This window comes from Haladaptatus marinus (genome assembly GCF_051194195.1).
Map to the genome: position 1 here is coordinate 40,570 of NZ_JBLZNK010000007.1, position 13,787 is coordinate 54,356.

Annotated in this window: 13 protein-coding genes and 1 pseudogene; 7 read left to right on the plus strand and 7 right to left on the minus strand. The window is 55.7% G+C overall.

All coding sequences use genetic code 11. The features are described from left to right. Positions 1-173: 173 nt before the first annotated feature. Together ACN2TU_RS22130 and ACN2TU_RS22135 are read left to right on the plus strand one after the other, a co-directional pair. Positions 174-1,538, plus strand: a complete 1,365-nt coding sequence (locus ACN2TU_RS22130; RefSeq protein ID WP_435158504.1) for a vitamin K epoxide reductase family protein — start codon at positions 174-176, stop codon at positions 1,536-1,538. Between the two features lie 87 nt (positions 1,539-1,625). Continuing rightward, the gene (locus tag ACN2TU_RS22135) at positions 1,626-2,546 is read left to right on the plus strand and encodes an NAD(P)H-binding protein (RefSeq protein ID WP_435158506.1); all 921 of its coding nucleotides are present in this window, start codon (positions 1,626-1,628) and stop codon (positions 2,544-2,546) included. Between the two features lie 940 nt (positions 2,547-3,486). Here ACN2TU_RS22135 and ACN2TU_RS22140 read toward each other — a convergent pair. Together ACN2TU_RS22140 and ACN2TU_RS22145 are read right to left on the minus strand one after the other, a co-directional pair. Next, positions 3,487-3,663 (minus strand): annotated as a pseudogene (locus tag ACN2TU_RS22140) (transposase); the annotation flags it as partial. 23 nt (positions 3,664-3,686) lie between these two features. Continuing rightward, positions 3,687-4,574, minus strand: coding sequence for a universal stress protein (locus tag ACN2TU_RS22145; protein WP_435158507.1), 888 nt, complete (start codon positions 4,572-4,574; stop codon positions 3,687-3,689). A gap of 326 nt (positions 4,575-4,900) precedes the next feature. Here ACN2TU_RS22145 and ACN2TU_RS22150 point away from each other — a divergent pair, with 326 nt between their 5' ends. The 5 genes from ACN2TU_RS22150 to ACN2TU_RS22170 all read left to right on the plus strand — a co-directional run bounded on the left by ACN2TU_RS22150 (position 4,901) and on the right by ACN2TU_RS22170 (position 9,098). Beyond that, positions 4,901-6,031 carry a VIT1/CCC1 transporter family protein gene (locus tag ACN2TU_RS22150; protein ID WP_435158509.1) on the plus strand — a complete coding sequence of 377 codons (1,131 nt, stop codon included), beginning with the start codon at positions 4,901-4,903 and terminating at the stop codon, positions 6,029-6,031. A 109-nt stretch (positions 6,032-6,140) separates the two neighbouring features. Then, the gene (locus tag ACN2TU_RS22155; protein ID WP_435158510.1) at positions 6,141-6,863 is read left to right on the plus strand and encodes an MBL fold metallo-hydrolase; all 723 of its coding nucleotides are present in this window, start codon (positions 6,141-6,143) and stop codon (positions 6,861-6,863) included. 103 nt (positions 6,864-6,966) lie between these two features. Beyond that, complete coding sequence (locus ACN2TU_RS22160; RefSeq protein ID WP_435158511.1) at positions 6,967-8,352, plus strand: phenylacetate--CoA ligase family protein; 1,386 nt, start codon at positions 6,967-6,969, stop codon at positions 8,350-8,352. 62 nt (positions 8,353-8,414) lie between these two features. Then, entirely contained in the window at positions 8,415-8,612 is a 198-nt protein-coding gene (locus ACN2TU_RS22165; protein ID WP_435158512.1) for a hypothetical protein, read from the plus strand. 33 nt (positions 8,613-8,645) lie between these two features. Beyond that, positions 8,646-9,098, plus strand: coding sequence for a DUF6141 family protein (locus ACN2TU_RS22170; protein WP_435158513.1), 453 nt, complete (start codon positions 8,646-8,648; stop codon positions 9,096-9,098). Between the two features lie 151 nt (positions 9,099-9,249). Here the strand turns inward: ACN2TU_RS22170 and ACN2TU_RS22175 are convergent, their stop codons facing one another. The 5 genes from ACN2TU_RS22175 to ACN2TU_RS22190 all read right to left on the minus strand — a co-directional run bounded on the left by ACN2TU_RS22175 (position 9,250) and on the right by ACN2TU_RS22190 (position 13,619). Then, positions 9,250-10,221, minus strand: a complete 972-nt coding sequence (locus tag ACN2TU_RS22175) for an NAD-dependent epimerase/dehydratase family protein (protein ID WP_435158514.1) — start codon at positions 10,219-10,221, stop codon at positions 9,250-9,252. 14 nt (positions 10,222-10,235) lie between these two features. Continuing rightward, on the minus strand, positions 10,236-10,433 hold the full coding sequence (locus ACN2TU_RS22180) for a hypothetical protein (protein WP_435158980.1): 198 nt from the start codon (positions 10,431-10,433) through the stop codon (positions 10,236-10,238). Between the two features lie 408 nt (positions 10,434-10,841). Beyond that, positions 10,842-11,726, minus strand: a complete 885-nt coding sequence (locus ACN2TU_RS22185; protein ID WP_435158515.1) for a hypothetical protein — start codon at positions 11,724-11,726, stop codon at positions 10,842-10,844. 795 nt (positions 11,727-12,521) lie between these two features. Next, entirely contained in the window at positions 12,522-12,977 is a 456-nt protein-coding gene (locus tag ACN2TU_RS27015; protein WP_472850220.1) for a transcriptional regulator FilR1 domain-containing protein, read from the minus strand. A gap of 114 nt (positions 12,978-13,091) precedes the next feature. Continuing rightward, a complete protein-coding gene (locus ACN2TU_RS22190; protein ID WP_435158516.1) occupies positions 13,092-13,619 on the minus strand; it encodes a helix-turn-helix domain-containing protein in 528 nt (175 codons plus the stop codon). Positions 13,620-13,787 lie beyond the last annotated feature (168 nt).

The following is a 13,787-nucleotide window of genomic DNA, read 5'->3' on the forward strand; positions in this document are numbered from 1 at the left end:
ATTGACGACTGTACGCTAAAGATGCGAAAAGCTGAGAACACTCAATCGGTGCGGTAGACAACTACTCAACAGACTCGGTATTTCCGAAAAGTGCAGTCAAAAATCTTCCACCACAGGTGTTGCCAGTGATTCTTTGGCCGATGCCGCCGAAGAGAACCATCGGGTGGGAAACAGTGAGTGGGAACCAGGACAGGGTATCCGATGGAACGGCTGACCACCAACACCAGGAGTCACGAGCACCGGGAACGATGATGCTCAAACATCCCACGATGGAGATCTGGCCGCAGTATCCTATCGTTATCCTCGGACTCTGGCTCATAGCGAGTCCGTTCACCTTCGGGTACGAGAGTCTCGCGATGACCATCAGCGACACGGTCAGCGGAGTGCTCCTCATTGTATTCAGTGGTGCTGTGATTTTACTCGGGAGCGGCATCGCGAATTACGTAAACGGGTTCGTCGGTGTCTGGTTGCTGCTTGCTCCGTTATTCTTCTGGGCTCCGACGAGCGATGCCTACGTGAACGACACGCTCGTCGGTGTTTTCGTCATCACCTTCGCTGTGCTCGTCGTCATGCGAATGGAGATGTCGGGGCCAGATACCCCGAGAGGTTGGACGTACAACCCATCGACGGCAGCACAACGGGCACCGATCATTATTGCCGGACTTATCGGCTTCTTTTTCTCGACCCACATGGCCACGTTCCAGCTCGGCTACACCGACTTCGTCTTCGACCCGTTTTTCGGCCGTGGAACGGAGAACGTGCTCACGTCCGATGTCTCGAGGATGTTCCCGACCTCTGATGCGGGTCTCGGTGCCGTCGCATACGCGGTCGAGGTTCTTATGGGGTTCATGGGTGATAAGCGCCGGTGGCGAACGATGCCGTGGATGGTGACGCTATTTGGTATCGTGGTCATCCCCCTCGGCTTCGTTAGCATCGTTCTCATTATCCTCCAGCCGTTAGCCGTCGGGACGTGGTGTACGCTCTGTTTGCTTTCCGCGCTCGCGATGCTGTTCATGATTGCACTGACGGTTGATGAGGTCGTCGCAATGGGACAGTTCCTCTACCAACAGACGCGAGGTGATGTCTCACTGTGGCATGTCTTTTGGATGGGTGGTTCCTTCTCAACTTCGGATGCTGGTGTGGATGGAAAGACACGCTCGGATGCAGACTCGTGGTGGTCGATGTTTTGGGGAATGTCCGTGTCTTGGCCTCTTCTCGGTACAACAGGGTTAGGTCTCTGGTTAATGTCGTCGCCTGCCCTCCTCGGAACGGTTGGTGCCGCCGCAGACAGTAGCCATCTCGTTGGCGCACTCGTCGTCACGTTTTCGGTCATTGCGATGGGAGAACCGGTTCGTACCGTCCGATTCCTGAACATTCCTCTCGGGATATGGGTCATCGTAGCCCCGTGGGTTCTCACAGGATCCTCAATAGTCGCGATGTGGAGTAGTGTTGCTGTCGGTATCCTCATCGTTGTTTTCAGCGTTCCTCGCGGAAGTATTCGTGACCAGTACGGCAGCTGGAATCGATATATAAGATAGTGCAGATTTGAGCGAGGATTCATTTATTCGCCATAAAAATGAAAACTGAGACGAATATTTACAGTCGAAAACGGTGCCAGTCTGCGTATGAACGTTCTCATCGCGGGGGGAGACGGGTTTGTCGGCCGAAACGTCTGTGCCGAACTCGTCACCCGAGGTCACACAGTCACGTCGCTCTCTCGGTCGCCGGATGCCGAGGTTCTGCCGGATACTGTCGAACTAGTATCGGGCGATATCACGGACTACGACTCCATCGAAGCGGCATTCGAAGAAAAAGACGCTGCAGTAAACCTCACAGCACTCCCACCGCTTCATCAACCACGACCGGGAACATTCCACGACACCGTCTGCATCGGCGGCGTGATGAATGCGGTACATGCCGCTCAGGAACACGATGTATCACGATATGTCGAGATGAGTTCACTCGGTGCAGATCCGTACAGTCCGATTGCTTATTGGCGAACGCAGGGTCTCGGTGATTTGGTAGCTCAGTATTCAGATCTGGACTGGGTGATTCTCCGTCCCTCGTTCATTTTCGGGAAAGGGAGTGAAACGTTCGCCTTCATCAAACAGTACACAACGCCGTACGTCACGTTTCTCCCGGATGGTGGAGATCAACCGAGTTTTCAGCCGATATGGGTGGAGGATGTCGCGCAAATCGTCGCAGATGCAATCGAGCAAGACCGTCACGTGAGGCAGGTGTACGATCTCGGAGGTCCCGAGGTACTTACGTTTGGGGAGGTCACACGCATGCTCTATCATGCTGCAGGGGAATCAGTCCGCATTATCCCAGTGCCGATGCAGTTAGTAGAGTTAGCTCTGTCTGCTGCCGAACCGCTGCAGACAATTCCGTTTGGTATCGACCAGGCGCGGGCACTGGAAATGACGAACACTACAGATCACAACGATATCAAGGCATTCGGCCTCGATAAAAGTGATCTGATGCGGGTTGAGACGTACCTGTCGACTACGTCAACGAACAGCAACAGGGAGCAGAATCACGGATAGTAGTCAAAGAGAAGTGATGGGTGGCGAGGAGGGAAGTAGATGCAAATCATTCAGTTTCGGAAACTGAGATTGGGCCGCAAATCTCCCATTTGTACGGTCGACGAAATTTGCTTCCCCGAGGGTGGCGATCCGCCCCATTTCATTTCCACTTCTGATTTGAGGGGACAGTAAATTTGTCCTGCTCACCCATGAAGAGTGAATTGGCTATGGTTCAGTTGTCTTACTACTCCATGGTGCACTAAGCGGGTGTGGAGACACTCGGTGTCGGGTTTTATCACGGATAATCATCTGTGAAAGTTGGAAATAAGGGGATAGACGCACAAACATAGTGCAATGTCACTATATGGACAACGGCAGTATAATGGCTACTTTCCAAGTAGACAACATAAGAATTTTACTCTCGCTTTATTCGCTGTCGTTGGATTTTGGAGCTACTGGGCGTTCTCACGTGGTATTGTTTTTGCAACGATGTATATCGTTATGTTAGGTCTTCTAGGGGTTTTGTTCGTACTACTGTTGGAATGGTGACTCAGTTGAGAGTCTAGTCGATGATCGAACCACACTACGAACTATGCACAGATTGATTTGGGGGTCCCGGGGTGGTTGCACTTCCGCTTAGAGATATATGCGGCAGTGATCGAATCAACACCACCTATAGCACAATTGCAAGTTACAAGCCCTCTAACCAGCAAATTCCGCTATTTAGAATCACATAAATCATATGTCGCTACATCAAAGCTGAGCCCGTGAAGATGAGACTACAGTAGGTACAGAGGTCCCAGAATGCACGATTTGGGGGGAATTCACCCCTCTGCAAGCGACTCAAACTGACCCACAGATGCCGTCTCTAATCACTCTTCTAACCGTTGGACAACTTAACGACAATTCGAACCAGAGCTGCCGCTGCTCACCCGGCGTTCATGGCCCTAAAGCAGGTTTCCTAGCCGATGCCAGTCCGTTTCAGTAGCGTGAGCACTGTGTTTGCTGTCACAATCGGTGATCGCTCGTACTCCCTGGGGAACCCGACTTACACGAGCAGATCGACCGCTCGCTAGATCGAGGACAACAGACACGCAAACGCGAAGTAGAAGAACCGCAGCACGAAGTTCTTCGAGGTGCGAGTCGAGTGGATTACGAGGATCACTTTACGATCAGTACAGGGACGTCAACTGTCCGAAGCACGGAGGAAGCAACACTACCGAGAAGTTGACGCTTGAGATTTGACCGTCCAAGAGAACCCATCACGACGAGATCGATCTCGTTTTCTTCGATATACTCACGGACACCGGCGGCGGCCCCTTCGAGCGACGTTGTTCGTTCGACGGCAGTCTTCACAGTCGGATCTGAGACGGATTCCTCGATTTGGTTTGCAACGCTGTCGACGGCTTCCTGCCCTTCCGTGTCGAGCCGTTCGATGAACTCCTTTTCGAGACCCCCCGCGTCAAACATGCCTCCTGCAGACTGAAGATCCACGACGTTCAAAACGTGAACGTCCGAGCCAAAGCGTTGAGCGATCGTTATTCCATGGGGAGTCGCCATTTCGGCGTTTTCGCTCCCGTCCGTCGTGATAAGGATTCGTGAATAGTCGTCCTCCGTTTCACCGTTGTGATTTTCGCCCGAGACGACGAGCACGGGGATATCACCTTGATGGAGGATGTGTTCGGTCACACCACCCAAGAGACGCCGACCGAGTCCGGTCATCCCCTGTCTCCCGATAACGATTAGGTCTGCGTCCTGCTCATCCGCATACTCGCTGATTTGGGTAGCGGGCTTACCCTCGGTCAGTGTCGTGGTAACAGGATAGCCGAGTTCTGAAGCAAGCTCCTCGATATCTGTGAGAGCCTCTTCCCTACTCTCTTGCAACCGTGTTTTCTCGTCGGGTGTTTCTGTGAGTCGAAGTGCTTTCCGTTCGACGACGGAAAGAACGGTAACGGTCGCGTCGAAGGCTCGAGCGAGTTGAAGACCACGTCGTGCTGCTCGCCTCGCTTCGTCACTCCCATCGACAGCAATCACGATACGGTCATACATCTCTGGTGAGATATTGATGGCAACTCTCTTCATCGTTTGCCCGATGATTTGACTGTGATGGTGTAACCCACTTCGCGAGTTCGACGGCTGAGATTCGTCGAGCGCCGAGGGAAATAGCCTACAGCGTGAGCGGCAGTCGGGGCGTATGCATTGAACGTACCGGTCTCAACTTCTGTGAGCCCGGGGAAGTTGAGACCGTATGCATTGAGAGCGACGGTCTCAACTCCCACTGACCGTGTATTGGATGAGGGGGCAGGCAGCAGTCAAGCCGACCGTGTGATGCGCTGAATCCACCACTAAGTCCTCGCGTCGCAATTACACTAGATATGACTACTCCGGAAGATATCGAACGCTACCGTCGCAATCGGCAAGACGAAATCGACAGTGCGACGGTCTATACGGCGATGGCTGACGCGGAATCGCAACCACAGGTCGCAGACGTGTACCGTCGGCTGGCCGAGACGGAGGGAACCCATGCAGACTTCTGGACTGAGAAAATTCGAGAAGCCGGTTCTGACCCAGGAGACGCCAAGCCGTCTCGGAGAGCGAGGGTGCTGGCGTGGCTTGCTCGTCGATTCGGGCCGGGACTAGTAATCTCCTCCATGCAAGCCGGGGAGGCCATCGGTGGGAGTGACTACGCGACCCAACCGGAGGTCACAGGAACCGGGATGGCCGCCGACGAACGCTCGCACGATCGTCTCCTGACGGTGATCGCGGAAACACCCGGGCAGGGGGCACGGGGAGAAGTCCTCGCCCAGCTCGAAGGCCGCCACCGGGCGACCAGCGGCAACGCACTCCGGGCCGCAGTTCTCGGTGCAAACGATGGTCTCGTGTCCAATCTCAGTCTTGTGATGGGCGTCGCCGGTGCGGCACTGGATTCGACAGCGATTCTGATTACGGGTCTCGCCGGGCTCCTCGCTGGATCGGGGTCGATGGCGATGGGCGAGTGGCTCTCCGTCCAAAGCTCTCGGGAACTGTATCAACGCCAGATCGGCATTGAGGCCGAAGAACTCGCCGAGGTTCCCGAAGAAGAAGCAGAAGAACTGGCCCTCATCTACGAGGCGAAAGGGCTCTCGAAAGAACGCGCCAGAGAGGTTGCCGAGCAGTTGATTGCCGACGAGGAAATGGCACTGGACACGCTCGCCCGCGAGGAACTAGGCATCAACCCTGAAGAACTGGGTGGCTCAGCATGGGAAGCGGCCGCGACGTCGTTCGTGCTCTTCGCGCTCGGAGCCATCGTCCCCGTCCTCCCGTACTTCGTGTTGAGCGGACTGGTCGCCGTCGGCGTGAGTCTCGTGCTGAGTGCAGTCGCGCTGTTCGTCATCGGCGCCGGCATCACGCTTCTCACGGGACGGTCTGTTCTCTATTCTGGACTGCGTCAGGTCGGAATTGGACTCGCTGCTGCGGTCCTCACCTACGGCGTCGGGAGCGTAATTGGGGTGACGCTCGTTGGCTGACGGCGGGTTTCGACGCGGGTGGTCGGAGAAGGCACGGCATCCAGGAAGCAGGCGCTTACCCGCTCAAACCAGCTAGCAGGGATATCCCAGTCGAGTGCGTACGTCCGCTATGGAATTCGTTCGTGGCGTCGAGGTCGCCGACAGAGTGTATCGATTCGGGACGCGCCGAATCAACTGGTACATCGTCGAGGAGGACGATGCTCTCACTGTCGTCGACGCTGGCCTCCCCGGACACTGGAACCTCCTCGTCGAAGGTGTCGAGGTACTCGGATACACGATATCCGACGTTGCGGCGATTCTCATCACCCATGGCGACCTCGACCATCTCGGCTTCGCCGAGTGGCTTCGAGTAGCCGCTGACGCGCCGGTGTGGATCCACCCGGCCGATGTGCAGCGGGCAAACACGGTGTCCCGGTCGCTCCCACCGCTCGACTTCGTTAAGGTACTCTGGAAGCCCCCGGTGTTTTCGTATTTCGTCGAAGTCGTCCGTTCAGGGGTCGGATCGGTGCCGCAACTCACGGCGTTCGAAATCTTCGAGGACGGCGACGAACTCGACGTCCCTGGGCATCCAACGGTAATCCATGTCCCCGGGCATACGGCCGGATCCTCCGCGTTCTATCTCCCCGATCGAGATGTGCTCTTCTGCGGTGACGCCCTGATGATGTACAACGTGCGAACTGGCCGGCACACCGAACCAGCGCTGTTGCCACCGATACACTACGACGCCGAGAAGGCGCGGTCGTCGATACGGAAATTGGATTCCTGTGGCGAGGTCGTACTGTTGTCCGGACATGGTGAGCCCTGGGAGGGCCACATGAGGAACATCGGGTAACAGCTGGCTCGGCGGGACAATAACAAAGTCCGTTCGCCGCGAAGTCTAATGGGAACACGAGAGGGGGCTCGGAAGAATTCCCCCGCGTTCCAACACCAGTCCGATGAATCCAATCGAGAGAGGAAAGATCACGCTCGACGTATGGCGGGCCAGAAGAGCGACCCGTGCAGAGATAGAGGCTCGGCAGCGACGACGGCTCACTGAGATGCTCTCCTTTGCCCGGCGACAGTCACGGTTCTACAAGCGACACTACGCCGACGTGCCCGAGGGCAGTACCGACCTCACACAGTACCCGCCGGTGTCGAAGTCGATGCTCATGGAACACTTCGACGACCTCGTCACAGACACGGCGATTACCAAAGCCGAGATCGACGCGTTCGTCGCCGACGAGACGAAGATCGGCGAGCGCTTCCTCGGCACGTATCCGGTTTGGACGACATCTGGGACGACAGGGGAACCGGGGGTATTCGTCCAGGATGAGACCGCATGGACCATTTCAGACGTGCTGGGTGATCGGTGGATCGTGCCCGCAATGGCCGGAATTTCGTCACTGTCCCGACTTTTCACACAGAATCTCCGCATCGGACTCGTCGCGGTTTCGGGCGGTCACTTCGCCGGTGCGGCCGGTCTCGAGATGATGCGTCGAGAATCCGTCTATGGAGAGCGTCGCCTTCGACTCTTTTCCCCGAAGAGCCCGATCGACGACCTGATCTCCGATCTGAACCAGTACCAACCCGCCATCCTCGAAGGCTACTCGACCGTCTTCGTCGAGCTGGCGCGAGCCCAGCAAGACGGACGTCTCGACATCAGCCCGGCACTCGTTCTCCCCACGGCAGAACCCATCTCTGAGACCCAAAAGCGAATGCTCCGGGACACCTTCGATTGTGTGGTCCGAGAACTCTATGGGGCGACGGAATTCGTCCCGATTGCCGTCGAGTGCGAACACGGAAATCTCCACGCCAACACCGACTGGGTCGTACTCGAACCGGTCGACGAGGACTATCAGCCGGTCGAATCAGGGACGCCGTCGGACACCGTCCTCATCACGAGCCTCTCGAATCGAGTGCAACCGCTCGTTCGGTACGATCTCGGGGATAGCATCACGATGTACGAAGAACGGTGTCCATGCGGGAGCGCATTCCCCATCATGGAGGTCGGCGGACGGCAAGGAGACGTCCTCCAGTTCGAAACCGACGAGGGAGAGGAGGTGCCGATTTTCCCACTCGGACTCTCAAGCGTCGTCGAAGAAGTTCCGGGTGTCCATCGAACCCAGATTATCCGCACAGCTCCCACAACACTTCAGGTCCGCTTTGATGTCACTCCTGATGCGACCAAGGAGGAGGTCTGGAAGCATATCGAGCGGGAGCTCCAGTCGTTCCTTCGTACTCACGGGATTAGCCGCATAACTGTCGAAGCGGCATCCGAGCCTCCACAACGAGAGGAACGAAGTGGGAAGTTCCGGCACGTGTGGTCGGAATTAGAGCAGTAACTCACTCCGTTCAGTCGCCATCTTGGGCATTCGATGTTGCTGAGTGAGTCAACGAGGAGATCATGCTCAACCACGAAGAGATTCGAGGACCGTATGCATTGAGAATCCCAGTCTCAACTTTTGCTCAAAGCGAACAGATGAGGGGTGCCTCCTACGCCATCTCTCTATACTTTGCAGCCTTCTTGCAAGTTGAAAGTCCAATAGATGTGGGCTACTACATTGAACACCGACAGAAGAGACTCATTGCCGGTATTCGATGATCGTAATACCGAGTAACACGAAGTGACGATTTCATGGACACAGATCCAGTATATCGCGAAGTGCAACGATTTCGCCAGTGGTGGATCTGGACACTCCTCACGAGTATTGCGCTGCTCATGCTTGTTCTGGGGCCAGTCTCAGTAATCGGACTCGCTCTCGTTGGAGCTATCGCGGCGTTTGTCTACAGCATTCGTCTCACAACCGAAGTCAGAAACGACGGAATCTACGTCAAAATGTGGCCCCTTCATCAGACATTCCGTCGGATCTCCTGGTCGGAGATCGAGCGATACGAGGCGAAAACATACAATCCGATTCGCGAGTTTGGCGGGTGGGGCATCCGGTGGGCGCCGGGGAAGATAGCCTACAACGTGAGTGGCAATCGTGGCGTGTGGATCCAGTGCAAGAACGGTCGAACCATCCTCATAGGGTCACAGAGAGCTGAAGACCTCATCAGAGCGATCGATGAGAGATACGCCAGCTACTAATCCAGTGAACGTCGCGGCATCTCTTCGAACGGGTTGGTAATGACGACCATACTTCCGCGCTCATACACTATTTGTCGGTGAGTCCGATGACGGCGAGTGGTCTGAGCAGTCGTGACCGCTCTCTAGTCTGGGGTTTTCAGGCGCGGGTGCGCTACTCGCTCGAGTCGACTTCGCCGACCTCATTCAGGGCCTCGACCGCCTCACGAGTCGCTTCGAGCGAGGTGTATCGCGGTTCGTATCCAAGTTTCTCACGCGCCTTCTCGATACTCACGTTGGGGCTGTAGCGGATGTGTTCCTCGGTCATCTCGGCGTCCTCTTCGTCGTATTCGGGTCGATCGGCCCACTTGTCGAACGGCAGGTACGTGAGATTGGCGTCTCGTCCGAACCACCCGGCGACGGCCTCGGCGTAGCCGCGAAGGGTGAGCGCTCGCGGCGAGACGACGTGGAAGCTTTCGCCAACGGCCGCTGACCAGTTCTCTAGCGCACGCTGGAAGCCCTGTGCTACGTCGTCGGCATGGACGTGATGGACGGTTTCGAGCCCGAAGTTGGGGAGCGCAACTTCTTCACCCCGCGCGAGTCGCGAGAACACGTCGGTGTCGAAGTTGCCCGCCGGATTGACAGGCTCCCAGCCGGGACCCACGATGTGTCCGGGGTGGAGGACGGTCGCCGGGAAGTCGTTCCGGCGCGTCTCATCAAGCAAGTACGCCTCAATCTCGGCTTTTTTTCGTCCGTACTCGCCGAGCGGCCGACGCGTGCGCGGGGTGTCCTCGGTCGTGGGGACGACGGCGCTGGGACCGTGGACCCAGATCGTCCCACAGTGCAGTAGGTGTTGGACCTCCCCGCGTAGCGACGCGACGAGCGCTTCGGCACTCTCCGGCTCAAAGCAGATCAGGTCGACAACGGCATCCGGGTCGGTAGCCGCAATCTCCTCACCGAACTCGCCGCGTTCCTCAGCGGTTTCGCGGTCGAGCTCGACTGACTCGACGTTGGTCCACGCGCTATCGTCTCGGTAGGGATCGCGCTCTCCCCGGCTGACTGCGACGACCTCATGGCCTGCCCGCACCAGTCGCGGCACCAAGTAGGTGCCAATGTGTCCGGTAGCTCCGATGACGGTGACTCGCATGGGTAGCGCTATGACTAGTCCTCACGAAAAGGGTATGGATACCGGACTGATTCGACTCTTGTCCGGGCAACCCGCGTGTCGCATCCAAGGTGCTCGATGGCACAGTCGGTGCGCTCGTCGTCACTGACTGGTACGAGTTCGCCGTGAATACCATCAGCTGGATCCTCGACGCCGTGACCGAGCATGAACAGCGGCTGATCCAGATACACCATATTGGCCGGTTTGGGGGGTCTGCTGGCACATCTCCTTGGACGATAACCCCACAGTGATTCCATTCAAATTGGACGATGCTCATCGAAGAACACGGCAAAACCACCCTGGCCCAATTGTTGTTCTCACCGATGCACACCGCCAACCAAGATTACACTGTCGTAATTAACGCCCGAAAGTGAACCGTAATCACGCCAGATCTGTTCTCCCATCGTTTTCCGCCTCGCAAGCGCGGTGAGAAAAGTGAGAGTAATTACACCCCACAGTAATCGACCGTTCGTTCCGCATCAAAGGGGGGGGCGCAAATTGCGCCCCCCCCCTTGTCATCTGTGGAGGAGTACTCCGGAACCGCTTCGGGGCAAGATTACGCCCCGCGTTCTGGGGATAATTACGACAGTGTAATCTTCGCGCTACTCGTCACCTCCCTGTTCGAGTACAGCCCGTGACTGTTCGGCAGCAAACTCACCAAACTCGTCTGCATCAGCGACCAAGCGGGCAGCCTGTCCACCCCGCTCGCCGGGTTCGAAGCGAACGAGGTTGTCATCGTCGTCCCACCCGCCTGACTCACTCACGCTACCGTCTCGCCGAGTGTGACGCGCCAGCATTTTCATCGACCGCTGCACCGTGTTCGTATTCGGATCGTGAATCCCGGCGCGGTTTTCCAACCGACGATGGCACGCCGACGAATCAAGTTCCAGCTTTCCGCCTTTCGTCTTCTGCGCTGATTCGATGAACTCGCGCCAGAGGAACGTCATTCGATGCTTGTTCCCCGACAGAGGGGAATCGGCGTCCTCCCGCTCAGCAGCCAGTCGTGCGGCCGTCTTCCGTTGAATTTCGAGATCGTGGGTCACATCCGAGTTGATCAGGTCGCTCACATCTACTCGGTCGTGTTCAATGTCTACGAGTCGTTGTTCATGATTCTCGAACACGCGCGTCGTCACGTTGTTTACCCGCGTTTCGTGCGTATCTGAGAACATCCATAATTGCCGGATGTGGGCAATCGCGGCGTCGGCCACAGCCTCGGAGCGGTTGGCACGATCCCGTGCGTCGGCCAGTTCTTTCTCGGTGTTCTCACGTTCGTGTTCCAGCGTCTCTATGCGCTGCTGGAGTGATTCGATCTGCTCGGTCTGCCGCTGGATCAGTGCCCACATCGTTTCCCGGCTTGGGGGCTCCTGCTCTGCCGTGACCGCGTTCGATGTGTCCGGCTCTGGCACATCCATCCCCATCGCAGCGGCAAAGTCGTCGTCTGATACCGCGTTCTCGTCAACTTCGTCGGGTGACAGTCCGATCGACATCAGTGCTCACCCCCGAAATTAGGAGTCTTCATCGGTACTCATCCAGTGGGGAAAGTCCAAGATCCTCGGGCAACAGGTCTTCCAGTCGGTCAGCAAGGGCTGAAAGCCCCTGGATGTCGGGATCGTAAATCTCGTAGCGAATCAACCACATCCGGGCGGTTGTTTCTGAGACGTCGAAGTGGGCGGCTGTGCCCGCGATTGTTCCGGTATCCTCGTAGGCAGCGCGAAGCTGATTTGGATCGCGATATGGGTGTCGGTCGAGTTCCTCGATAGTCGTCAGCTGGGACCGTGGTTTATGAGTGCTGAAAGAGATCGAGGATGGTTGTTCGGATGACGAACTCGAGGTACACTCATCTATCGTGTCTATCCACTGATCTAATCGGCACTGCGTGTCCGGTAGCGGGGAACCTTTACAAGACGTGGTTTCGAAGCTTTGGGTACTCTGGGACATAATCTAAGCGTGATGCTTGGGTGTGTTCTGTGCCAGAGGTGGCCGGTGCGCCTGCGAACGAGTGATTAGAGCCCACGTACGTTCGCTGATTTGCGCACTGGTGATATCGACCCGAGAGCCATGCGATTCGCTTTCGTCGCCCGGATAGCATCAAGTGACGAGATGTCTAGGCCAGCGGGTCAGGAAACGACCTCCGGCGTGGCTATCGCTTCTCACCGAGGTGTATTATTTGCACCGCCCTTTACGGTGTAAACACTTATGAAACACTGAAAATTATGCTAACATCTCTGAGCGGTGTTTTTTGATCGAGTAGTGCGCTTCAATAGTGGTTCACGGGTGTGTACTCATTCAAAACAGATCTCAGATGTCGGTCGTGCTTTTGTTCGAAATGATTCATATAACTCAATACCCCAGTCGACAAGTCGATCGTCCGAACTCTGGATCATGGCAATATGGTTACCGTCCCCAGCTTCGTTGTACGCCGCAATAGCAACTTTTCGATCGTCATATATTCCAATCCCTACTGTCTGAGATTCTTCTAAGACCAGTGGCCAGTAGTGATCGTACCGGTCGGATTCTACTGCATAGTGAGTTCTTGAATTATTTGCGGCTTTCTCGTACGTTGGCCAATCGAGGATAGCTTCCGATTCAATACCCAGTTTTAGCAATCCATGGTAGGCGTGGAAGAGGACAGGATTATACACAGAACACAAACATCGAAACCGACTGATGTGAGGATCATAGAGATCAAGACAAGTCGAGAGAGCTGATGCAGGACTGCGAGGATACGAGACGGACAAATCGGCTTCAGCAAGTGGTTCTACTGGAACCGTAGCAGCATCCAGCGGTAGACGCTGTAGCCATGGTATCTTCTCGATGAGCTGCTCAACAACAGTAGCTAGTTTACTGTATTCCTACAACACATCTGACCCAACGGCTGTAATTCGATATTGTCCGGCGTCGTCCTCGAGCCATTCATACTGCACAAATTCGGTGAGAGTACGTCTGATGGTTGCTTTCGACGGCAAGTTGTTCGCTGTCGTCTGAACGTCCCTTAGTCGATAGGGACTCTTTGTAAGTTGTTGCAAGAGTATGAGTGGATGGGCAGATCGCGTTAAAGAGGAAAGCTGTTCGGTCGAGATTGAGTATAGACATTTCTCCATTCCTTCCAGAAGGAGTTTTCCTCCAGCGGTTAGTTCGGCCCCTGACTCAGAACAACGGACAAACCCATGACTCTGTAGGCCGGCGAGATATGGAGAAACCGCCTGCCGAGAGAGATCAATATGGTTCGCGATGTCCGTCTGAGTAGTCGGAGTTGCTAAATCCCGAAGGGCACGAAGCACTGCAAGACGCGCAGAATCTACGATCTCGTTGATAACGCTGCGAATGGTTAGTGCTTCGTCTATGAGTGGATGCTGTACATCGCGAGTAGTAGCAGTCACGGTTTGGTATCGATAATGCCTATTCGGCCGTTCAGTCTAATATATTATTTGCTTTGGAATATCGTTCGTAATCTAGTTGGAAATTTGTATTTATAATAAACGAAAAGTAATATATTAGAATAGTCCCTATTAGAGCAATTCAGTGTTTCCTCCATACCCATAGCCAGG

Excerpts from the sequence above, each read along its gene's own strand:
- ACN2TU_RS22135 (WP_435158506.1), top strand. The coding sequence starts at position 1,626 with ATGAACGTTCTCATCGCGGGGGGAGACGGGTTTGTCGGCCGAAACGTC.
- ACN2TU_RS22145 (WP_435158507.1), bottom strand. The coding sequence starts at position 4,574 with ATGTATGACCGTATCGTGATTGCTGTCGATGGGAGTGACGAAGCGAGG.
- ACN2TU_RS22150 (WP_435158509.1), top strand. The coding sequence starts at position 4,901 with ATGACTACTCCGGAAGATATCGAACGCTACCGTCGCAATCGGCAAGAC.
- ACN2TU_RS22155 (WP_435158510.1), top strand. The coding sequence starts at position 6,141 with ATGGAATTCGTTCGTGGCGTCGAGGTCGCCGACAGAGTGTATCGATTC.
- ACN2TU_RS22160 (WP_435158511.1), top strand. The coding sequence starts at position 6,967 with ATGAATCCAATCGAGAGAGGAAAGATCACGCTCGACGTATGGCGGGCC.
- ACN2TU_RS22165 (WP_435158512.1), top strand. The coding sequence starts at position 8,415 with ATGCTCAACCACGAAGAGATTCGAGGACCGTATGCATTGAGAATCCCA.
- ACN2TU_RS22170 (WP_435158513.1), top strand. The coding sequence starts at position 8,646 with ATGGACACAGATCCAGTATATCGCGAAGTGCAACGATTTCGCCAGTGG.
- ACN2TU_RS22175 (WP_435158514.1), bottom strand. The coding sequence starts at position 10,221 with ATGCGAGTCACCGTCATCGGAGCTACCGGACACATTGGCACCTACTTG.
- ACN2TU_RS22180 (WP_435158980.1), bottom strand. The coding sequence starts at position 10,433 with ATGGTGTATCTGGATCAGCCGCTGTTCATGCTCGGTCACGGCGTCGAG.
- ACN2TU_RS22185 (WP_435158515.1), bottom strand. The coding sequence starts at position 11,726 with ATGTCGATCGGACTGTCACCCGACGAAGTTGACGAGAACGCGGTATCA.